Genomic DNA, 19,709 nt, shown 5'->3' with positions numbered 1-19,709 from the left:
TTGGCACACTATTGAGTTCTCAAACATCGTCACCACACAGTCATACGGAACGCCTTTGACGGTACGCAGTACTGTGAGTAAAGAAAACATTTTTTGTCAGGGCCTGTTTTCCTACCGCCTCTCTCCAAGAACCTCAGTTCCTGTGGGGCGCTGTCGGTCGCGCTGACTCATATAAAGTTACACACGGCCTTGATAAAACACAAATATGCACTTCAATGAAGGTTTTTACCCCTTCTTGAAGTGCACAAAGACAAGCTTTTTACGCAGACATTGGCTGGCTCTCAGCGTGCCCCAAACCAGCCCATGAGCCCCGGGCTAAACACGTTGGTCCTCTTCGCCATCCGGGGATATACGGCAACCCACACGACGTAGATGATTGCCATCCCTGTGAGCGCCCACCCCATCGCAACGCTGGGATTGATAAGCCACGCTATGAACAGTGCGGCGATTACTCCCGCTAGCGCAGTGGTGTAGAGCCACGTCAGTTTGTCGGTAATGGCGAAAGTTAAAAGTAGTGACGTCGTTGCAAGACACACGATGGTGAATCCGGCTGGATTGCCGGTCCACATCATGGATACAAGATCGGCCAAGACCGATAGGACCACGGGGACTGCCGTGCACAGCAAAGTGACCTTGGCCCACACACCGCGCGGCAGTCCAAAGGCCACTGCATCTTTGAGTGAGCTGCGGATTGAATCAGCCACTAGCGGCAGGACAATCAACGTAACAATGACACCCACGATGCCCACGCCGGTATCCCACAGCTTGATCAACACGAGGTTCACCGCGATCGCGAGGGCGATGCCGATCGCCGTCCACATCCAGGCGCGCACCTGGGGGCGCACCACAATTTGCGAAACCGGGGACGCTGAGAACCAGCCCGTCGAAGAATCACCATCGCTACCTACGATGAGGGAGCTAGTGGTCAGTCGTGATGGCTCGACGCGCTTGGCCATGCAGAAAATCCACGCTGCCGTTGGCGCTATGAGAACCCACCACGGAAAGGCTAAGGGCGCGCTAACAAGAATCAACAAAAGCGTCAGGGTGGCATTGATGCGCCGGTGCCCGTTCCACATACGCGAGCTGAGGCCAAAAGTGAGATAGCGGGAGAAATCAGGCTGGGATAGATAGACCGTAAGCACCATAAAGAGTGAGTAGCCGATGGCCCACCCTCGCCCGCTGCCCATCCCGATCACCGGCAAGACGACGAACCACAGGGCAAAGAAGAGGCTATTCCAGCTCAGCGCCATATGCCTATACAGCTTCATCACGCCTCCCCCAATGCCAGAACTGCCTGTTCGAGGGATACCTCGGTGGCACGCAGCCCCATTTCCTGAGCCATGGCAAAGACGCTGGCGGTGTGGTTGGGGCGGGCGTCGACAAGCGCTCGGTCCGCCACGGCGGAGGTTTCGCGCTCGAGCACCGGGAGCTGCAAGCGCCCCAACGCGCGGTCGAGGGCTTCGGCAGAGCCGGTGAGCTGGACGACGCCCTCGATAAACTCATCGATGGGGCCGGAGAGCGGGTTCTCCCCCATCAGGGCTACGGTATCAAGCAAACCGGAAAGCTCGTTGAGGTGATGGGTGGAGACGATAATGGTGCGACCATGCTCTTCGCGCAAGACCTCATAGAATACTTCCCGCTTGGAAGCGTCGAGGCCGAGATAGGGCTCGTCGAGAAGCATGTACGGCACCCCCGAAGCCACCGCAACGATGAAGCTCGCCGCGGACTTTTGCCCGCGGGAGAGGCCCGAGTAGTTCTTCATCGGAAGCTCGAAGCGCTCGACCAGTTCCGCGGCGCGCGTCTTGTTCCAGGTGGGCCAGCGCAGGCTGCATACCGTGAAGACCTTCTTCATATTCCAGCCTTCAGGCAGGGGGTTATCAATGCCCATGAGGACGATCTTGTTGAGGACTTTTTCATTGTCGTAAGGCTTGTCACCATCGACGGTGATGCCGGAAGCATTCAGCTGACCGGCGATTTTACGCATCAAGGTGGTTTTGCCAATGCCATTGGGGCCGACGAGGCCGTGCGTAAGGCCGTCGCTGAAGGTGAAGTGCGGAGTGGAAATCATGAGTAGAGTCCTCGGCTTTCTGCGACAAGGTCGATGAGGTCGTGGAGTTGCTGGCGGGTATAGCCCAGGTGCACGGCTTCGTCGATAAGCGGCGCGGCGTACTCGGCCGCGAATTCTTGGCGACGCCGCGCGCGGATCTTCTCGGCTGCACCTGAGGTGACAAACATTCCTATCCCCCTGCGCTTTTCCAGGATTCCTAGATCTACGAGGAGGGTCAGCCCCTTGCGGGCAGTGGCGGGGTTGATGCTATGAAAGGCGGCAAGTTCATTAGTGGATGGCGCCTGCGCACCCTCGGCGAGAGTGCCCTCAATAATGGCGTCCTCGATGAGCACCGCTATCTGCCGGAAGAGCGGCTGGGCAGAGTTGTCCATGCCGGCCTCCTCGTTGGTTGGTTACTCATGTAACTAACCATATAACCACACCGAAACCCTCGCAAGCCCCCCTTGGGCAACGCCATTGACCTGGGAATTTCCTCGGGGTTATCGACGTTTTGTGACTAATGGGGCACACTGGACTACACCGGCCCTAGGCTGGAAGATCTCACAGAAGTGACCCTAGAAAATTAGTTAGAAGAAATAGAACGGAATTTAGGAGCCATGCTTGAACGAACACTTGTCTTCGTTGACACGTCATACCTACTGGCCAGCTTTTATAACTCTTGGGAGACGGGGGCCCGCGCCCAGCTAGAGATTGATTTACCCGAAGTAGTCAGCTCCCTTGGTTCCATGATTGAGAACCAAGTAGGCAACCCCATCCACCGCCAATACTGGTACGACGGAATCCCCGATACCGGCCCCCACCGTTACCAGCGAGCGCTGCGGGTCTGCGATGGCGTCCAATTGCGCACCGGTCAACTCATCGAATGGGGCGAACGGCGAACCCAGAAAGCCGTGGACACCCGCCTCGTCGCCGATATGATCGTTTCCGCCATGAAGGGCCAAGTCACGGATTTCGTCTTGGTCTCCGGCGACGCAGACATGATTCCCGGGGTCCAGGAAGCCGTGAACAACGGTGTGCGCGTGCACCTTTATGGCTTCGGTTGGGACTCCATGTCTTCAGCTCTGCGCCATGCCTGCGACTCCACCACGATCCTCGATCCGCGGGAGGACTTCGCCGACGCGATGGAGCTCGAGGTCCTTGAAGGCCCGCTGCCGCCGACCATCCGCGAGCCCCAGAGCACCGGAGAAGGAAGCGAAGACGCTAGCGATTCCGCCACCGAGGACGCCCCAGAGTGCGACGAACCTACCGAAGCACAAGCTGCCTTCCCCTCTGCGCCAAAGCCTGGGCCGGCAACACCTTCCGCCGCGGCGCAAGACGTGGCTGCCACCGCCTCGCACCCAGAGTCGGCAGCACCGAGCGCCCCCGCCGACGAAGAGGAGCCCGCCCCCTGCGGCGAACAAGCCACAAAGCCCAGCGCCGCGGATCAGAAGCCCGCGGACGCAGAAGAGGAAACGGGCTCCGAAGCCCCGAAGCCTGCCCCCAAACCGGCCGCGCCCAAGCCGTCGATGATGGCGCCGCGCCGCAAGCTGCGCTCGAAGTATGTTCCCCTCCCCGAGGAAGTGTGGAGCTCCGCCGGCTTCCAGTCCCCCTTTGACGTGGGGCAGCAATATGCCTCGTGGTGGTTCGACAACGCCGCGAGCGCCGATCAGCGCGACCAAGCCCATCTCCTTTCCGGCGGCGGTCTGCCGCCGGAGATCGACCGTCCGCTGCTACAGTTCGCCTGCGAGACTCTGCACGAGTACACGCTCACCGAAACCCAGCGCGTGAACCTCCGCGATGGCTTCCACTCCGGCATCCGCGGCGTGCTTATCAATATCCGCCGCCAGGGCAGCTAGACCGTCGAGGCGCACAGGGACCTTAATAAAGGGACCTTCTGGAGCGCGGGGTGGTGAAATCCCCTGGCCGCAGAATGCGGCCTGCTCCAGAAGGCCCCTTTTCGCGCTGGCTACTACTTATCCTCAGCGTCCTTGGCTTCGGCGCCGGCCTCGAGCTCCTCTATGGTCTTGGAGGATGAGCCTTCCAGCTCCTTGTTCTTGGCCATCTCAGCGCGGATCTCATCCAAGCGGGACATAGCGGCCATATCGTGTCCCGCCGCCGAAATCTCCTGAATCCGGCTACCACCAGCTGCCTGGTGCAGCTCCTGGGCGCCGAGCGCATCAGCGTAGCGCTTCTCAATCTTGGCGCGTACCGAATCCATCGTAGGCGTCGAGTCATCCGGCTTGAGCTCATTCATGGAGTCCAGAGCCTCAGCGTTCTTCTCCTGCATCGCCGCCTGATCGGCTTGGGACAGCAACTGGTCCACCTGCGCGAGCTGCTCCTTCAGTCGGGCCTCCGACTGCTGTTGCTGGGCCTTTGCCTGCTCCGCCGCTTGCGCGGCAGCCTCGTGCTGGGACTTCAGATTCGCCAGCTCATTTTCTACGGCGACCAGCTGGCTCGCCACAACCTCCGCTGCCTGGTTGTACTCGGCGGCCTTCTGCGGATCCTCGGAAGCGTCCGCCAACTCCAAGGCCCGGCGCGTCTGATCCTGGTAGTCCTTCTGAGTTTTCACTAGGCGGTTGAGCTGCATTTCCAGCTGGGTTTTGCGGCCGATAATCTCCGCTGCGTGCTCGGAAATCTGGCGGTGCTGTTCCTTTGCACCTTCCACGGCCTGCTGGATTTGAACCTTGGGATCAGCGTTCTCATCGATCTTCTGATCGAAAGAAGCCATCACATACTTCCAACCTTTGCTGAATGGGTTTGCCATTGCGCTCACTCCTTAGTGGTTCCTGCAGCAGTAATCAATGCAGCGCTCGTTAGTGCTTTATATGTAAAGACGCTTTCCTGCGAGTGTAGCGATACTCACAGGAAAGCGCGCGCAGCGGCCCATCTCGACCGCCTTATAGACGAACTATCCGGAATTATTCGGCCTGCTGGCTCTCCACCTGGGCGCGGACCTCATCCATATCGAGGGCCTTGACCTGGCTAATGAGATCTTCCAGGGCTGCCGGCGGCAGGGCCCCAGCCTCGCGGAAAACCAGGATGCCATCGCGGAAGACCATCAACGTCGGAATGGACTGGATCTGGAGCTTCACCGCAAGGTCCTGGTTTGCCTCGGTATCCAGCTTGGCAAAGGTGGCATCAGGGTGCTCCTCGGATGCCTTCTCAAAGACCGGGCCGAAGCGCTTGCACGGACCGCACCATTCCGCCCAGGCATCCACGAGAGTGATGCCATCGCCGGAGATGGTCTCCTGGAACGTCTCTTCAGTGATGTCAATCGTTGCCATGTCTCTTCCTATCTGTTTCGGGAAATTTGTAGGTTCTTTCAACTCTCAACGGTACACAAAGCCCAATTATTCCTTGCACCTATACCCCTAGGGGGTATACGCTCAACGGTGTATCTACCCACTACTCAAGGAGTCTGATCACGACCATGAGCACCACCACCTACACCGTTAACGGCATGACCTGCGGCCACTGCGAACTCTCCGTGAAGGAAGAGATCTCGGAGATCAAGGGCGTCACCGACGTTACCGCTGACCACACCACCGGCGCCGTCACCGTGACTGGTGAGGGCTTTAGCGATGACCAGGTCGCCGCTGCCATCGCCGAAGCCGGCTACGAGTTGGCCTAAGCATCATGACCACCAGCCTCACCCTCGGTATCACCGGGATGACCTGCACCTCCTGCTCATCCCGAGTTGAACGCAAGCTCAACAAGCTCGACAACGTCGAAGCCACGGTCAACTTCGCCACGGAATCTGCCGCCGTGAGCTATGACCCAGCCACAACAACCCCCGCCGATCTCATCGACGTCGTCGAAGGCGCAGGCTACGGGGCTTTTGCGGTGGACGATGAGGGGGAGGCGTCGGCAAGCACGGCGGACACCGCCCGCGAGGGTGAGGCTTCCGACATCCTGCAGCGCACGCTCGTCTCTGCGGCGCTCTCGCTGCCCGTGATGCTCCTCTCCATGGTCCCGGCCCTCCAATTCCAGAACTGGCAGTGGGCCTGCCTGGTACTCACAACGCTCGTCTACGTCATCGGAGGCGCGCCCTTCCACCGCGCCACGTGGGCCAACCTGAAGCACGGCGCCGCCACGATGGACACGCTCATCACGTTGGGCACCACCGCCGCCTTTGGCTGGTCGCTCTACGCGCTCTTCTTCGGCAACGCCGGCATGCCCGGCATGACCATGCATATGACGCTGCGTTCCAATGACGCGCAGATGGACCACATTTACCTCGAATCAGTGGGGATGGTCATTACGTTCCTGCTGCTTGGGCGCTGGTTTGAGCTCAAGGCAAAGGGCCGCTCCTCCGAGGCGCTCACCACGCTGCTGACTATGGGGGCTAAAGAAGCCACCGTGCTTCGCGACGGCACCGAAACCCGCATTCCTGCCAGTGATCTCCACGTGGACGATGTTTTTGTGGTTCGTCCCGGTGAGAAGATCGCCACTGATGGCGTGGTCCTCAACGGACATTCCGCCGTAGATGAATCCCTGCTCACCGGCGAATCGTTGCCGGTTGAGGTTTCACCCGGCAGCACGGTGACGGGCGCAACCATCAACGCCTCCGGGCGGCTTGAGGTGCGCGCCACCCGCGTCGGCTCCGACACCGTCCTTGCCCAGATGGGCGCGCTCGTCACCGCAGCCCAGACCTCGAAGGCCCCAGTGCAGCGCCTCGCCGACCGCATCGCCGCTGTCTTCGTGCCCATCGTCATCGGCATCGCTATCCTCGCGCTCTTAGCGCACCTGTGGGTCGGCGGAGTTGCCCCGGCCTTCGTGGCCGCCGTCTCCGTCCTCATCATTGCGTGCCCTTGCGCCATGGGCTTGGCGACGCCCACCGCAATCCTCGTGGGCACCGGGCGCGGCGCCGAACTGGGAATACTCATCAAGGGCCCGGAGATCCTCGAATCGACCCGCCAGATCGACACCATCGTTCTGGATAAGACGGGCACCATCACCGAAGGCCAGATGTCAGTAGCGGCGGTTCAGGCCACTGCGGGGCACTCAGAGCAGGAGGTTCTCCGTCTTGCTGCCGCCGTGGAGCAGGGCTCCGAGCACCCCATCGCGCGAGCCATCCGCGCGGCTTACGACGGCAACACCCCTGCAGCCGAGAACTACCACGAGCTAGCGGGCCAAGGGATCGAAGCAACCGTTGAAGGTACCCGCGTGCGGGTGGGACGCCCGCCTGCGGGCTACGACGGCACTGGGACGCAGGTCGGCGTCTACGCGGCGGATGACGTGGTGGGGACCATCGAGCTACAGGACCGCGTTAAGGAGTCCGCAGCCGCCGCCATCTCCGCCCTCCAGAACCTAGGCCTTACACCCCATCTGCTCACAGGGGACAATGCCAGTGCAGCCCACGCGGTGGCGCGGGCGGTAGGCATTGATGAAGCCAACGTGACAGCAGAGGTTATGCCCTCTGACAAGGTGGACGCTGTAGCCCAGCTTCAGCAGCAAGGAAAGACCGTGGCCATGGTCGGCGATGGCGTGAACGACGCCGCGGCACTCGCACAGGCGGACCTCGGCATCGCGATGGGTGCTGGGGCTGATGTCGCCATCGAGGCCTCTGATATCACGGTGATGAATAACGACCTGCGCTCCGTCGCCGATGCCGTACGCCTGGCCCGCGGTACCCTGCGCATCATCAAAGGCAACCTATTTTGGGCCTTCGCCTATAATATTATTCTTCTACCTGTTGCCGCTTTTGGCCTGCTCAACCCCCTTTTCGCGGGTATAGCCATGGCGTTGAGTTCGGTTTTTGTAGTCAGTAACTCTTTGCGCCTGAAAAGCTTTCATCCGTCAGAGTATGCTTAGCCTGCATGAATCGTCTTGATCATCGCTCTATCTCTCGCACGGAGAGGCTCGACCGCCTTCCCGTCACTGGAAAACACAAACGTCTCCTCTTCGGCTCCGGCATCGGCTGGGCGCTCGACGCCATGGACGTGGGCCTCATCTCCTTCATCATGGCAGCTTTGGCCGTGCACTGGGGAATCACGCCGACCCAATCCTCGTGGCTGGCGTCCGTGGGCTTCATCGGCATGGCCTTGGGCGCTACCTTCGGCGGCCTCTTGGCCGATAAGTTCGGCCGCCGCCACGTCTTTGCGCTGACGCTGCTGGTCTATGGCCTCGCCACGGGAGCTTCCGCCCTGGCGACAGGCCTCACGCTTCTCATCGTCCTGCGCTTCTTCATCGGACTCGGCCTGGGCGCCGAGCTGCCGGTGGCCTCCACGTTGATTTCCGAGTTCGCCCCGCTCAAGGTCCGCGGGCGCATGGTGGTCTTGCTGGAGGCCTTCTGGGCGGTGGGCTGGATCCTGGCCGCGGTAGTTGGAACGTTTGTTGTGGGGGCGTCGGAAAGCGGCTGGCGCTGGGCGCTCGCTCTCGGCATGGTCCCCGCCCTTTATGCACTTTTCGTACGCCTCCACCTGCCGGAATCGGTGCGCTTCCTAGAGTCGAAAGGCCGCCACGAGGAGGCAGAGGAGATCGTCGCCTCCTTTGAGGCAGAGGTGGACTCGACGGACATCGACCGCACGACCCCGGCACCGACCTACTCCGAGGAAGACGTCACCGCCGCCAGCATCTGGTCGCCGTCCCTGCGCGGGCGCACTCTCGCGTTGTGGACCATCTGGTTCTGCGTCAACCTGTCCTACTATGGCGCCTTCATCTGGATTCCTTCGCTGCTGGTCGCCGACGGATTCTCCCTGGTGAAGTCCTTCAGCTTCACGCTGATTATCACCCTGGCCCAGCTGCCCGGCTACGCCGCCGCGGCCTGGCTCATCGAAGTATGGGGGCGCCGCACCACGCTGGCTGCCTTCCTCGTGGGCTCCGCGCTTTCCGCAGGTCTCTATGGCTTTGCCAGCACTGAGGCCACGATCATCCTGGCCGGTTGTTTGCTGTCCTTCTTCAACTTGGGCGCGTGGGGTGCTTTGTACGCCATCGGTCCCGAGCTCTATCCCACCGCGCTGCGCGGGCGCGGTACGGGTGCTGCCGCCGGCTTCGGCAGGCTCGCATCCATCCTGGCGCCGCTCATCGTTCCGCCGCTCATCGCGGTGGCAGGAACGGGCTGGCTCTTCGTCCTCTTCGCGGCCGCCTTCGGCACCGCTGCTGTCGCGGCGCTGACCCTGCCAGAATTCAAGGGTAGGACCCTTGCTCAATAGGGTCGCCCTTGGCGCGTGGGTCGCGGTCATGGTTGCGCTGACTACGCTGAAGTCCTTCTTTCAGATTAGTTACCTCTGGAAGCCAGAGAACCAGCGTGTCCGCGATCTGCGCTTGGTTCCGCTCGATGAGTTTTCCGGCGGCACCTGGTTTGGCCCGCTCTTTGAGTACGCGGGCAATACCGCTTTCTTCATTCCCTTCGGAATGCTCGTCTTCAGCATGTGCCGTTCACTCAAGGCCACGGCCGCGTGGGGCTTCGCGCTGAGCCTGGCGCTGGAGACAGCACAGTACGCCTTCGCCCTGGGGCGCACCGATATCGATGACCTCATCTTCAATACCCTCGGCGCGCTGATCGGAGCAGGGTTTGCCCGGCTGTGTGGCGAGCGCTTCTTCCCCGTGTGGCGGTGGCTCGCACTCGCCGCAGCAGCCGTCTTCCTAGTCTTAGTCATTCTCGGCCCACGGTTGGGTGACCCCAACGCCGTGGTGGACCTGTAATTTAACCGTGCGCCATGTTGACGAACCCGACTTAGACCAACTTAGTGCGAGAGTTCTTGGCCGGTGATTGCTTGGATGGTGACGGTGAGGCCGAGTGGAGGTGGTACGGCGGCGTGGACGGTTTCGCCGCCAACAACGAATCAAAAGTTGCGGTATTTCTTGAGTGTTCTCACGAGGCGTTTGTTGGAGTAACCACTGCGGGTTTCCATCAGGTGTGCCCTGGCTAATGCTGCGATGACGATATTGAGGTGTTAAGAGTGACATTTCTCATCCACCCATGATCTAAGTTTGGTTTGACGTCAACTAGCGCGCTTCGACTTGTTTCGATGGTGGAAGGTCTCAACCTCAATGGAACTGATTCATACAACCTCAAAATCCGTGAGGACAAAGTCACAAAGAATGGTCGCACCAACAAAAAGTGGACTATTCTGAAAATCCAAAAGGAGGAAAAGACCCGTGACGCTCAAGAACCGGACTCAGGCTAATAGGTCCAAACCCGATTCATCACGCTCAAAAAGGTCATCGATATCTACAGTGTTATCCTCCTAGCCCTCGGCATCGTCTCTGGAATCGTCGCGTTCAGGCTAACACTCACTACGGAACTGAGCACCCTAATCCTCATCCCATCGGTCGTAGCCGCCACTACTGGCGCTCTAAACCTCACGACCACAAAACGGCCGCGGTAGACACAGATAATCCCCGAATAGGCAACTACGCCCAAATTTCCTGTTCCCATTAGACCCGCAGGCTTGTACTCCGCTCACCCCTCTCGCAAAGGCTTTGCAATGAACACCAACAACGTCATCTCTATCGATGCCCGACGCAGCCGTGAAGAAAAGACCTACCTACAAATCCCCGGAAGAGTCGCCTTCCACACTGGCACCCGGCCGTTCCTCGGCAAGGCCGACGACGGCAACGAATACTGGTGCAAACGCATAGAAAGTGACCATGGGCGCGAAGCCGTAGTCAACGAAGTTGCTGCAAGCATCGTCGGTCTGCGCCTGGGCGCCCACATCCGCCCATGGAAAATTATCTACGTCCCCGAGTCACTACACGGACACATGATTGGAGAATCAATATGGAGATACAGGCTCACCGGGACTCCACTCTTCGGCTCGCTCAATCTCCACACTGCTACACTGCACCAAGGGTTCGGAGTCATCCCCTACGTTAACGACGACGCCAACTACAACCACATCCCGAAGCTGATAGCACTGTGGTTGTTGTGCAATGTTCAGGAAGACCTCCAAATCCTCACGGACAACGATGACGATAACTCCATCTGGTCCATCGACCACGGGCTCTGGTTCGACTCGGAGCCCTACCCTTGGCAACTAACCCCGCCAGAACGCGCAGGCGGCACCGCACGCATTCCTCTACTGCGCACCGAAATTCCCAACAGCTCGTGGGACAAAGCCATCAACGCACTCGACAACCTCGACACCACCCTACGAGAAGAATTGCAAGAAGCACTACCAATAGAATGGGCAATACCTGCGCATGAGACTGACAAACTCATGAACTACGTCCTCTCTCGCAAGGACTACGCTCGGGAGCTCCTACGCTCGTACAAACACCGCAAAGGACAATGACATGAGATTCGACTACTGGACCGTAAGCGTGGTTCCCCGCCCCATGGGCATCACCACGATCGGCGTCGGTGTCATCGTCATCGATGCCGCAACAGGCGAAACAAAGAATCATTTCCGCTCCGACCGCGGTATCCACCACGATTCCGACTTTCCCGAGGCCATCCGGCGAGCCCTGCAACATTTCAAAGCCGACCTCAAGAAGCTGACAACGACAACCGAGCCGCTCAACCTTGACGGGCAACACACGCTGTCGAGCTATCTCGAATTCATTAGCGGACACTGGAACAACCTCATCAAGGTTCACCCCATGCAAAGCATGGACGCTGCAAACCTCAATGAGGCCACCGACCTACTGTTTTCGACCCTCATTGGCGAAGCCCCCACCGGCAAGCATCAACAAGACGTCAGACAGGTACGACGCTTTATCCGCAAACAATACGAGCAACTCCCAAGCCTGGAAAAAGCAACCATCTTTGACGCCGACGTCCAAGTTGCCCGGCGCGAGCTGGATCTAACTTTGGCGGTTGTCGATGATGAGGAAGTTATCGAGCTTAATCAGGCATTTAACTTCCGGTCTTCTGATGCGAATATCACGCGCGCGGCCATTGATTCTTGGACGCTCAAGGTGGACAAGTTGCAGCAGGCGGGCGGTGAGCTTACTGCTGGTGAGACTTTAATCTCTGTTCCTCGCGAATTGGATATCGTCGCTGTCACCACATTGCCGAACTCGTCAGCGCAGAAGAAGAACTACCAGCAGTTCCGTGAATTTTGTGGCGATCTCGATATCTCGATGCTGACGATGGAAGAAATTCCGCAGCATGCAGCCTCACTCAATAGGCGCTTAGCCTCTTAAAAAGCACGCTCCCCCGTACCTGGAAAGTCAGGTCCTAGTCTTAGTCATTCTCAGCCCACGGTTGGGTGACCCCAACGCCGTGGTGGACCTGTGATTTAACCATGCGCCATGTTGACGAACTTGGAGTAGTGCAGCTGGTGCGCCACCTTCACTGTGTCGATCGGTCCGCCACGGTGCTTTGCCAAGATGATGTCCGCCTCACCGGCGCGGGGATCATCGCGGTCCTGTGAGTCCGGGCGATACAGGAGCATAACCATGTCGGCGTCCTGCTCGAGCGAGCCGGATTCACGCAGATCCGCCAGCTGTGGCTTCTTATCGGTACGGGACTCTGGGCCACGGTTTAGCTGGGAAATCGCGATGAGCGGGACCTCGAGCTCCTTGGCCAGCAGCTTGAGCTGGCGGGAGAACTCCGAGACCTCTTGCTGGCGGGATTCCACCTTCTTGCCCGAGGACATCAGCTGCATATAGTCCAGCACAATGAGGTCGAGCCCGTGCTGCTGCTTGAGGCGGCGGGCTTTCGAACGAATCTCCATCATGGTGAGGTTCGGGGAATCATCGATAAACAGGGGCGCATCCTGGATGCGGTTGAGGGTGTCATCGATCTTTGCCCAGTCCTCAGTCGATACGCGCCCGCCGCGCATATCCGACAGCTTCACTTCCGCCTCCGCCGACAGCAAGCGCATGACGATCTCCGAGGCGGACATCTCCAAGGAGAACACCACGGAGGTCTTGTTGTGCTGCAGAGATGCCGAGCGCATGAAGTCCATGGCCAGCGTTGACTTACCCACGCCAGGACGGGCGGCGACGATAATCATCTGACCGGCGCGCAAGCCATTGGTCAGGTTATCCAAGTCGATGAATCCGGTGGGCACGCCCGATTCCACACCGTTTTGCTGCAGGGCGGCGAGTTCGTCGATAGTGGGATCGATAAGATCGCTCAGTGCCCGGTAGTCCTCGGTGGTCTTCTTTTGCGCCACCGCGAAGACTTCCTGCTGGGCGCGGTCCAGAACCGATTCGATCTCCATGTCCTCGGAGCCTTGAAAGCCGAGCTGCACTACTCTGGTTCCGGCGTCGACCAGCTTGCGCAACACCGCCTTTTCCGCCACGATCTCCGCGTAGTAGCGAGCGTTAGCGGCGGTCGGCACCGTGGCCAGCAGGGTGTGCAGGTAAGGCGCACCGCCGACCCGCTCAAGGTTGTTGTAGCGATCGAGCCGAGCCGCCACAATCACCGCATCAATATCGGTGCCCGCGGCATAGAGGTCAATCATGGCCTGATAGATGAGCGTGTGCGCGGGGTAGTAAAAATCCTCCGGCTCTAGCTCTTCAATGACCTCCATCACCGTGTTCGGGCTCAAGAGCATAGCGCCAAGAACGCCCTGCTCCGCTTCCCGGTCCGCGGGTGGCTGGCGGAATTCGCCGTAACGCTTCGGCTCCTCCTGACGGTAGGAGCGGCGGGGTTCCTCCTCTACCGGTTCAGGCGGCGGTGGAACCTGATCGTCATCAAAACTGGCATTAGTCATTGTCCATCAATCCCACCGTTCATCGATCCCACCCTGACCGCCCCTGAAAATCTCAGCTTCTATCCGCGCCGGACGGCCAGGCTTTAAGGCAGTGCCAAGCGGCAACCGCGCGTAGTACACAACAGTGTAGCCGAGGCAATGGACACTGCCCCTTGGGCATAACTCCCACAGTTATCCACAGATCCCTGTGGAATTACCAGCTCAGCCAACGAAGGCTCCGCAAAGCACGAGGTCAGGCCTGTGGATAACTCTGCAAGCCCGTGACCAGCCAAGATAATTACCGCAGTTCAGAGCATGTTTTTTGAGGTGTGAATATACGCACAAAACCCGTGAAAAAGTAGGGCCTTCAACCCGAAATCGGCGCTACCTGCGGGTTAACAAAAGGCGGCGTGAGTAAACTCACTGTAAACTGCACACAGGTTTATCCACAGGTTCCGCGAGTTATCCACATGCCATGCTTGGCGACGATTCCTCACCCCGCATGCCTAAAACGGCTAAAGGCCGTGCACCTTCCACCACCTCACATAGTGGGAGGAGCACGGCCTTAAACCTTGCTGTTGTCTGAGGGTCACTTACCTGCGTACCATCGCCGCGCCTCACACGCGGCTGGACGGAGGGTGACCGTCGTGCGCCTTAGTTCTTAGGCAGCGACGACCGAGAAGTTCACCTTGCCGATAACGTCAGCGTGCAGCTTCAGCTCGACTTGGTAGTTGCCGGTCTTCTTGACCAGGCCCTTGGGAAACACAACGATGCGCTTGTCCAGCTTCGGGCCGCCAGCGGCGGCAACGGCCTTCACGATGTCCTCTGCGGACACGGAGCCGAAGAGCTTGCCGGACTCGGAGGTCTTCACGGGGACGTTGACGTCCTTGAGCTCCTCCAGCTGGGTACGGATCTCGCGTGCATGGTCCAGGTCGCGGATTGCGCGAGCTTCCTGGGCGCGCTTGATGCCCTCGATTTGCTTCTCAGCACCGCGGGTGGCAACGATTGCCAGGCCGCGCGGAAGCAGGTAGTTACGTCCGTAGCCGTCCTTAACCTCTACAATTTCGCCGGGGGCGCCGAGGTTCTCAACGGCAGCGGTGAGGATCAGCTTCATGATCCCTGCCTTTCAATTGAGTTAAATGAATACTTGCGTGACAGTCTTAGAACGGGGGTTCTGCATCCGCACCACCGAAGCTTCCCGCTTGAGGTGCCGAATTCCACGGATCGTTGCTCGGAGCCGACTGCTGGGACTGCTGCGGGGCAGAAGACTGGGACTGGTTTCCAGAGAAACCACCCTGGTTTCCGGAGAAACCGCCTTGGTTGCCGCCGCCGTAGTTAGCGCCACCCTGCTGCTGGCCGCCGCCATAGTTTCCGCCACCGTTACCGGACTTGCGGTTTACCTGAGCGGTTGCATAACGCAGGGACGGGCCGACCTCATCGACCTCGATCTCAAAGACAGTACGGTTCTCGCCCTCACGAGTCTGGTAAGAGCGCTGACGCAAACGGCCAGTAACAATAACGCGCATGCCCTTGGTCAGGGTCTCCGCAACGTTTTCTGCGGCTTGGCGCCACACGTTGCAGGTGAGGAACATGGCCTCGCCATCCTCCCACTGGGAAGTCTGCTGATTATAGCGACGCGGGGTGGAGGCAACACGGAAATTTGCCACTGCGGCACCCGCCGGGGTGAAGCGCAGTTCCGGGTCGGCGACAATGTTGCCAACGACCGTGATATTGGTATCTCCCTGAGCCATGTCTTTACTCCTTAATATCGGTTACGTGGATTGCTCGAAACCCAGTATCCGCTATTTGCTGTCGGTGCGCAGAACCTTGGTACGCAGAATGGAGTCGTTCAGGTTCAGACGGCGATCGAGCTCGAGAACGGAGTGGGATTCGCACTCCAGATCCACGACTGCGTAGATGCCCTCTTCCTTCTTGTTGATCGGGTATGCAAGACGGCGCTTGCCCCACACGTCAACCTTTTCGACTTTGCCGCCATCCTTGCGGATTGCTTCGAGGAACTTGTCTAGGGACGGGGTTACGGTGCGCTCATCCTGATTGGGATCCAGAATGATCATGACTTCGTAGTGACGCACGGACCTCATCACCTCCTATGGTCTAGTAATTGGTATCGGCCATATCACCTTTGCGGATATGGCAGGAGGGTCTGTTGCGTCAAGCAACCCTCACACAGTACCGCACTGACCGGCGGAAAAGGAAATCCCTTGTCTCCTCGGCCGCCCCCTAGTGAGTCGCGGCGACGAAGATTGCCGAACTCGCAGGTATCACCGTAAGGAAAAGCAGAGCCAGCAACCCCAGCATGATGGGCCAGGTTCGGTCGTCAGAACGCTGAAACAGGTAATAGGCACCCAATACGCACAAGAAACCTATCGTGATGGAGATGATGCCCACGATTGTTATGGTCATCGCGCAAAGTCCCCCGCCAGTGGATCCCTGCCACCGTGCGCGGCACGGACCTTGTCTTCCGACTTGCCCCACATCTGACGGATGATGAGCACGCCGATGGCGATGATGAAACCATCGCGCGTAATCACCGCGATGTCCAGCATCTCGTGCGGCAGGCCCTTGTTCTCCGAGCCGAGCATGTGCCAGGTAAGGATGGGCCAGAGGAGGGCGTCGGCAAGCGCCCAGCTAAAGATCAGCCGCCACCGCGGAAGCGCCAAGAGCGCCGGCACCACCAGCCACAGCGAGTACTGCGGGGACCACACTTTGTTGAAGATCAAGAAGGCCATGATGATGAGATAAATCATTTCAGCCACTCGCGGCGCCCGCGGCGCCTTGAGGCCCAGGATGGCAATCGCCCCGCAGCTCACTAGGAACGCCACGAGCGAGAAGGTGTTGAGGAATTCGGCCTCAAAGCTCACGCCCGTCACGCGGCTCAAGAGCGCGTAGATGGTAGTCCACTCCGCACCACGTTCTTGGTTGAGCCGGAAGAATTCACGCCAAGCTTCGGGATAGGCCTCCGCCACGGGAAGGTTCACCACGAGCCACGTCGCAATAGTTGCCACGAACATCTTGATGAACGGCGACCAGCGCTTGTTGCGGATGGCCAGCACCAGAAAGGCACCCAGAATAAACAGGGGCCACAGCTTAAAGGCCGTGCCGAGCCCGATGAGGATGCCGGCGAGCCAGTTCTTACGCTTGGTCACCGCAAGCAGGGCGCCGACCATGAACGCCACCGACGGGATGTCCCAATTGGTAAAGGCATGTATGACCACGAGGGGGCTAGCTGCCATGAGGACCGTGTCCCACGCTCGGTTGCCCGTGAGCTGGAAGACCATAACCACGGTGCCTACCCACACGAGGGACATGATGAGCGCGGTCAACCCGAAGTACCAACTGACATCGGCAATCCCAATCCACTCGACGGCCGGATAGGTGGTGCGCGCCAGCCAACCGACGGCGCCCTGGAACATACCCGCCAATACGGGGTACTCCATGTAGCGCGTGATATCCCCCTCAACCCAGGAATAGGCATAGGGGAAGCCCGGCTGGTCTAGTCCACGGCCCCCGTAGAGCGGGATGATGTCGTTGTAGCAGAAGGACGTGTACTGACGGTTACCGTCCCAATTCAGGCTAATGAGGCCATCCTCGCCCCTGCGACTACCGGCACAGGTTGCCTTACTCAAGAACCCAAACGCCAGGAATGTCCACGCCAGCGTGATGATCACTCGCAGTGGAGTCCACCACCCGGAGTGGGCCGAGCGAGCAAAACGCCCCGTCGGCCCGCCCAGGGCGTCGACGGCGCCGCGGGCCATCGACTCAGAAGAGAGAGGGACTAGCTGAGAAGTCGTGTGTTGGCTCACCAGGGATCAGTCTCCTATTGGCCAAGTAGTTGGTCGAGGCCATCTCCATTGAGAATCTCATCCAGCGAGGGGACCTCAGGATCGGCGGGCTGAGCCGGTTGCTCAGGCTGGGCCGGCTGCGCCGGGGCATCACCATGCCCCTCGTCATGGTGTTGGCCTTCCTCTGGTTTTGCCTCGCCCTCGCCCTCAGCGGCTTCGCCCTCCGGGCTTGCCGGGGTCTGGTCCCACGTCGTGGTCTGGCTCGGGTCATAGACATAGCCCGAACCCCAGCTGCCGACGCCGTAGTTGATCGGATAGGCCTGCGGGAAGGTCTGCTGCTCGACGTTAGCAAGAGAGGTATCCAAGATGGACTTCCAGATCTTCGTCGGTGCGTCTGAGCCGTACATGATGCCGCCCCACTGATTGAAAATCGCGGAGGTGTTGTCGGCCGTGCCTACCCACACTGCGGTGGCCAGCTGGGGCGTGGAACCGACCATCCACGCATCTTTGTTCTGACCGGTGTCACCCAGCTGCGTGGTACCAGTCTTAGACGCAGACGGGCGCCCGCCAGCTAGCGCGCCATTCGACCATGCGGCAATTGGCTGCATCGCAGAAATAACGTTATTAGCCACGTTGGCGGAGACACGGCGCTCACCGCCGTCGGTCGGGTTCTCATAAAGAACCTCGCCGTTGGCGTTTTCAACCTTCTGCACGAAGTGCGGTTGGTGCCACACACCCTGGTTGGTCAAGGTAGCCATAGCGGTCGCCATGTCGAGGGGGCGGGACTGGTACTGGCCCAGCACGATGCCTTCGTACGGCGTACCGCCGTTCTCTGTCAGGGTCTTTTCAATCCCCGGCAGGCTGCGCGCAACGCCCAATGCATGGGCCATGTCCGCGGTGTCCTGCGTCTTGTTTTCCAAGTCATCCTGGAGGCGCAGGAAGGACGTGTTATAAGACTTCTTCATTGCCTCAGCGATGGAGCAGCTACCGCAGCCGCCACCCACGTCGTTGGTCACGATCTGCGATCCTGGCAGCTGGTAGGGCGCCGAGGAGTAATAAGTATTGAGATCGATGCCCTGCTGGAGTGCTGCGGCCAGGGTCATAATCTTGAAGGTTGAGCCTGTCTGCAGCGGGGAATTGGCATAATCCCAGCCGCCAGAATCATCGCCGCCATAGTAGCCGCGCACGGCACCCGTAGCCGGGTCAATGGTCACGGCGGCGGCGCGGGCGTCCTCCTGCAGCACTCCAAGCTGCTCGTGGGCGGCGTCGGTTGACGCGTTTTGCACGGTCATGTCAATAGTGGTGGTCACCTTGAGGCCACCGGTGGCCAGCTGATCCTCGGTAATACCCACACGCGCCAGTTCATCAGTGACCTGGTTCTTGATGTGCCCATAAGCACCGGGTGCCTCGGTGTAGGCGGAGTATTCGCTTGGATCACGGGTCTCCGGGAAAGCCATCTGGGACCGCTCAGCCGCATCCAGATCGCCCATCTCAACCAGGCCATCCATGACGTAGTTCCAGCGGTTCTGCGAGCGTTCCTCATCCACCCACGGATCCAAGACCGATGGGGACTGGATGAGGCCGGCGAGCATGGCGCCTTCCTCCACGGTGAGGTCCTTGGCGTCCTTATTGAAGTAGGCATTGGAGGCAGCCTCGATGCCGTAGGCATTGCGGCCGAAATAGACGGTGTTGAGGTAGGCGTTCAGGATGTCCTCTTTGGCCCACTCATTGGTCATCTTCACCGAATAGATGAGCTCACGGATCTTGCGGACGTAGGAGTATTCGTCACCCACCAGAGTGTTCTTCACGTATTGCTGGGTGATGGTGGAACCACCACCGGCAGTGCTATCACCCGTGAGCTTGCCCAAGACGGCGCGGCCCAGACCAGTGAAGGAGAAGCCCGAGTTGGTCCAGAACTCACGGTCCTCGGCAGCGAGGACCGAGTCCTCCACATAATCCGGGATCTCTTCCAACGTCACCTGACGGCGGTTGCCTTCCGGCGGAACGAGCTTGGCCAGCTGAGTTTCACCATCGCCGGCGACGATGGTGGAGATCTGGCTCGGCTGCAGCTCCTTGGGCCCGGGGACGTCGTATTGCGTATACGCGTAGCCGAAGAGCAGGGCGGGAATGCCCACTAGTACAAACAAAACAGCCAGCACGATCCACGGCCAGCGGCGCTTGCGGCCGGACGAACGCTGAGCGCTCTGTGAGGTGCTCTTCCTGCGATTACCTGACTTTCGCCCGGAGGTTTCCTTTTCGGTCACTGAT

19 protein-coding genes are annotated in these 19,709 nt (G+C 59.6%); 7 read left to right on the top strand and 12 right to left on the bottom strand.

Going from position 1 to position 19,709, the window contains the following annotated elements:
* Window positions 1-281 precede the first annotated feature (281 nt).
* The 3 genes from HMPREF2604_RS05795 to HMPREF2604_RS05785 are packed head-to-tail and all read right to left on the bottom strand — an operon-like array spanning window position 282 to window position 2,439.
* The gene (locus tag HMPREF2604_RS05795) at window positions 282-1,268 is read right to left on the bottom strand and encodes a hypothetical protein (RefSeq protein WP_070563971.1); all 987 of its coding nucleotides are present in this window, start codon (window positions 1,266-1,268) and stop codon (window positions 282-284) included.
* Entirely contained in the window at window positions 1,268-2,068 is an 801-nt protein-coding gene (locus tag HMPREF2604_RS05790; protein ID WP_070563968.1) for an ATP-binding cassette domain-containing protein, read from the bottom strand. Before HMPREF2604_RS05790 ends, HMPREF2604_RS05795 begins: the two co-directional genes overlap by 1 nt.
* Complete coding sequence (locus HMPREF2604_RS05785) at window positions 2,065-2,439, bottom strand: GntR family transcriptional regulator (protein ID WP_070533746.1); 375 nt, start codon at window positions 2,437-2,439, stop codon at window positions 2,065-2,067. The genes HMPREF2604_RS05790 and HMPREF2604_RS05785 overlap by 4 nt, the downstream gene beginning before the upstream one ends.
* A gap of 225 nt (window positions 2,440-2,664) precedes the next feature.
* Here HMPREF2604_RS05785 and HMPREF2604_RS05780 point away from each other — a divergent pair, with 225 nt between their 5' ends.
* Window positions 2,665-3,903 carry an NYN domain-containing protein gene (locus HMPREF2604_RS05780; RefSeq protein ID WP_070561790.1) on the top strand — a complete coding sequence of 413 codons (1,239 nt, stop codon included), beginning with the start codon at window positions 2,665-2,667 and terminating at the stop codon, window positions 3,901-3,903.
* A 113-nt stretch (window positions 3,904-4,016) separates the two neighbouring features.
* On the opposite strand, the gene HMPREF2604_RS05775 is transcribed toward HMPREF2604_RS05780, so the two are convergent.
* Together HMPREF2604_RS05775 and trxA are read right to left on the bottom strand one after the other, a co-directional pair.
* The gene (locus tag HMPREF2604_RS05775; RefSeq protein ID WP_070524228.1) at window positions 4,017-4,811 is read right to left on the bottom strand and encodes a PspA/IM30 family protein; all 795 of its coding nucleotides are present in this window, start codon (window positions 4,809-4,811) and stop codon (window positions 4,017-4,019) included.
* 154 nt (window positions 4,812-4,965) lie between these two features.
* Window positions 4,966-5,331, bottom strand: a complete 366-nt coding sequence (gene trxA, locus HMPREF2604_RS05770) for a thioredoxin (protein WP_070563965.1) — start codon at window positions 5,329-5,331, stop codon at window positions 4,966-4,968.
* Window positions 5,332-5,477: 146 nt separating this feature from the next.
* On the opposite strand from trxA, the gene HMPREF2604_RS05765 reads away from it, so the two are divergent.
* The 6 genes from HMPREF2604_RS05765 (at window position 5,478) to HMPREF2604_RS05740 (ending at window position 12,139) form a co-directional block, all read left to right on the top strand.
* Entirely contained in the window at window positions 5,478-5,678 is a 201-nt protein-coding gene (locus HMPREF2604_RS05765; protein WP_070563962.1) for a heavy-metal-associated domain-containing protein, read from the top strand.
* A 5-nt stretch (window positions 5,679-5,683) separates the two neighbouring features.
* Window positions 5,684-7,861, top strand: coding sequence for a heavy metal translocating P-type ATPase (locus tag HMPREF2604_RS05760; protein ID WP_070563959.1), 2,178 nt, complete (start codon window positions 5,684-5,686; stop codon window positions 7,859-7,861).
* Window positions 7,862-7,866: 5 nt separating this feature from the next.
* Window positions 7,867-9,201, top strand: a complete 1,335-nt coding sequence (locus tag HMPREF2604_RS05755; protein WP_070563956.1) for an MFS transporter — start codon at window positions 7,867-7,869, stop codon at window positions 9,199-9,201.
* A 28-nt stretch (window positions 9,202-9,229) separates the two neighbouring features.
* Window positions 9,230-9,694 carry a VanZ family protein gene (locus HMPREF2604_RS05750; RefSeq protein WP_070563974.1) on the top strand — a complete coding sequence of 155 codons (465 nt, stop codon included), beginning with the start codon at window positions 9,230-9,232 and terminating at the stop codon, window positions 9,692-9,694.
* 785 nt (window positions 9,695-10,479) lie between these two features.
* Window positions 10,480-11,286, top strand: coding sequence for a HipA family kinase (locus HMPREF2604_RS05745; protein WP_070533733.1), 807 nt, complete (start codon window positions 10,480-10,482; stop codon window positions 11,284-11,286).
* 1 nt (window position 11,287) lies between these two features.
* On the top strand, window positions 11,288-12,139 hold the full coding sequence (locus tag HMPREF2604_RS05740; RefSeq protein WP_070563953.1) for a DUF3037 domain-containing protein: 852 nt from the start codon (window positions 11,288-11,290) through the stop codon (window positions 12,137-12,139).
* 95 nt (window positions 12,140-12,234) lie between these two features.
* Here the strand turns inward: HMPREF2604_RS05740 and dnaB are convergent, their stop codons facing one another.
* The 7 genes from dnaB to HMPREF2604_RS05705 all read right to left on the bottom strand — a co-directional run bounded on the left by dnaB (window position 12,235) and on the right by HMPREF2604_RS05705 (window position 19,705).
* On the bottom strand, window positions 12,235-13,659 hold the full coding sequence (gene dnaB / locus HMPREF2604_RS05735; protein WP_010187892.1) for a replicative DNA helicase: 1,425 nt from the start codon (window positions 13,657-13,659) through the stop codon (window positions 12,235-12,237).
* 640 nt (window positions 13,660-14,299) lie between these two features.
* Entirely contained in the window at window positions 14,300-14,752 is a 453-nt protein-coding gene (gene rplI, locus HMPREF2604_RS05730; RefSeq protein WP_070563950.1) for a 50S ribosomal protein L9, read from the bottom strand.
* 46 nt (window positions 14,753-14,798) lie between these two features.
* A complete protein-coding gene (locus HMPREF2604_RS05725; RefSeq protein ID WP_010187897.1) occupies window positions 14,799-15,389 on the bottom strand; it encodes a single-stranded DNA-binding protein in 591 nt (196 codons plus the stop codon).
* Window positions 15,390-15,440: 51 nt separating this feature from the next.
* A complete protein-coding gene (gene rpsF / locus HMPREF2604_RS05720; protein WP_180952128.1) occupies window positions 15,441-15,731 on the bottom strand; it encodes a 30S ribosomal protein S6 in 291 nt (96 codons plus the stop codon).
* A gap of 148 nt (window positions 15,732-15,879) precedes the next feature.
* The gene (locus HMPREF2604_RS05715; protein WP_070563947.1) at window positions 15,880-16,062 is read right to left on the bottom strand and encodes a hypothetical protein; all 183 of its coding nucleotides are present in this window, start codon (window positions 16,060-16,062) and stop codon (window positions 15,880-15,882) included.
* The gene (locus HMPREF2604_RS05710) at window positions 16,059-17,414 is read right to left on the bottom strand and encodes a glycosyltransferase family 87 protein (protein WP_070563944.1); all 1,356 of its coding nucleotides are present in this window, start codon (window positions 17,412-17,414) and stop codon (window positions 16,059-16,061) included. The genes HMPREF2604_RS05715 and HMPREF2604_RS05710 overlap by 4 nt, the downstream gene beginning before the upstream one ends.
* A gap of 62 nt (window positions 17,415-17,476) precedes the next feature.
* On the bottom strand, window positions 17,477-19,705 hold the full coding sequence (locus tag HMPREF2604_RS05705; protein WP_070563941.1) for a transglycosylase domain-containing protein: 2,229 nt from the start codon (window positions 19,703-19,705) through the stop codon (window positions 17,477-17,479).
* Window positions 19,706-19,709: the final 4 nt, after the last annotated feature.

The sequence above is a fragment of the Corynebacterium sp. HMSC055A01 genome (genome assembly GCF_001809405.1).
Lineage (GTDB): Bacteria > Actinomycetota > Actinomycetes > Mycobacteriales > Mycobacteriaceae > Corynebacterium > Corynebacterium hesseae.
This window is presented reverse-complemented; position numbering and strand designations above follow the sequence as displayed.

Excerpts from the sequence above, each read along its gene's own strand:
- HMPREF2604_RS05755 (WP_070563956.1), top strand. The coding sequence starts at position 7,867 with ATGAATCGTCTTGATCATCGCTCTATCTCTCGCACGGAGAGGCTCGAC.
- HMPREF2604_RS05785 (WP_070533746.1), bottom strand. The coding sequence starts at position 2,439 with ATGGACAACTCTGCCCAGCCGCTCTTCCGGCAGATAGCGGTGCTCATC.
- HMPREF2604_RS05760 (WP_070563959.1), top strand. The coding sequence starts at position 5,684 with ATGACCACCAGCCTCACCCTCGGTATCACCGGGATGACCTGCACCTCC.
- rplI (WP_070563950.1), bottom strand. The coding sequence starts at position 14,752 with ATGAAGCTGATCCTCACCGCTGCCGTTGAGAACCTCGGCGCCCCCGGC.
- HMPREF2604_RS05790 (WP_070563968.1), bottom strand. The coding sequence starts at position 2,068 with ATGATTTCCACTCCGCACTTCACCTTCAGCGACGGCCTTACGCACGGC.
- HMPREF2604_RS05740 (WP_070563953.1), top strand. The coding sequence starts at position 11,288 with ATGAGATTCGACTACTGGACCGTAAGCGTGGTTCCCCGCCCCATGGGC.
- HMPREF2604_RS05765 (WP_070563962.1), top strand. The coding sequence starts at position 5,478 with ATGAGCACCACCACCTACACCGTTAACGGCATGACCTGCGGCCACTGC.
- HMPREF2604_RS05710 (WP_070563944.1), bottom strand. The coding sequence starts at position 17,414 with ATGGCCCGCGGCGCCGTCGACGCCCTGGGCGGGCCGACGGGGCGTTTT.
- HMPREF2604_RS05725 (WP_010187897.1), bottom strand. The coding sequence starts at position 15,389 with ATGGCTCAGGGAGATACCAATATCACGGTCGTTGGCAACATTGTCGCC.
- trxA (WP_070563965.1), bottom strand. The coding sequence starts at position 5,331 with ATGGCAACGATTGACATCACTGAAGAGACGTTCCAGGAGACCATCTCC.
- dnaB (WP_010187892.1), bottom strand. The coding sequence starts at position 13,659 with ATGACTAATGCCAGTTTTGATGACGATCAGGTTCCACCGCCGCCTGAA.
- HMPREF2604_RS05750 (WP_070563974.1), top strand. The coding sequence starts at position 9,230 with ATGGTTGCGCTGACTACGCTGAAGTCCTTCTTTCAGATTAGTTACCTC.
- HMPREF2604_RS05745 (WP_070533733.1), top strand. The coding sequence starts at position 10,480 with ATGAACACCAACAACGTCATCTCTATCGATGCCCGACGCAGCCGTGAA.
- HMPREF2604_RS05780 (WP_070561790.1), top strand. The coding sequence starts at position 2,665 with ATGCTTGAACGAACACTTGTCTTCGTTGACACGTCATACCTACTGGCC.
- HMPREF2604_RS05795 (WP_070563971.1), bottom strand. The coding sequence starts at position 1,268 with ATGAAGCTGTATAGGCATATGGCGCTGAGCTGGAATAGCCTCTTCTTT.
- HMPREF2604_RS05715 (WP_070563947.1), bottom strand. The coding sequence starts at position 16,062 with ATGACCATAACAATCGTGGGCATCATCTCCATCACGATAGGTTTCTTG.
- HMPREF2604_RS05775 (WP_070524228.1), bottom strand. The coding sequence starts at position 4,811 with ATGGCAAACCCATTCAGCAAAGGTTGGAAGTATGTGATGGCTTCTTTC.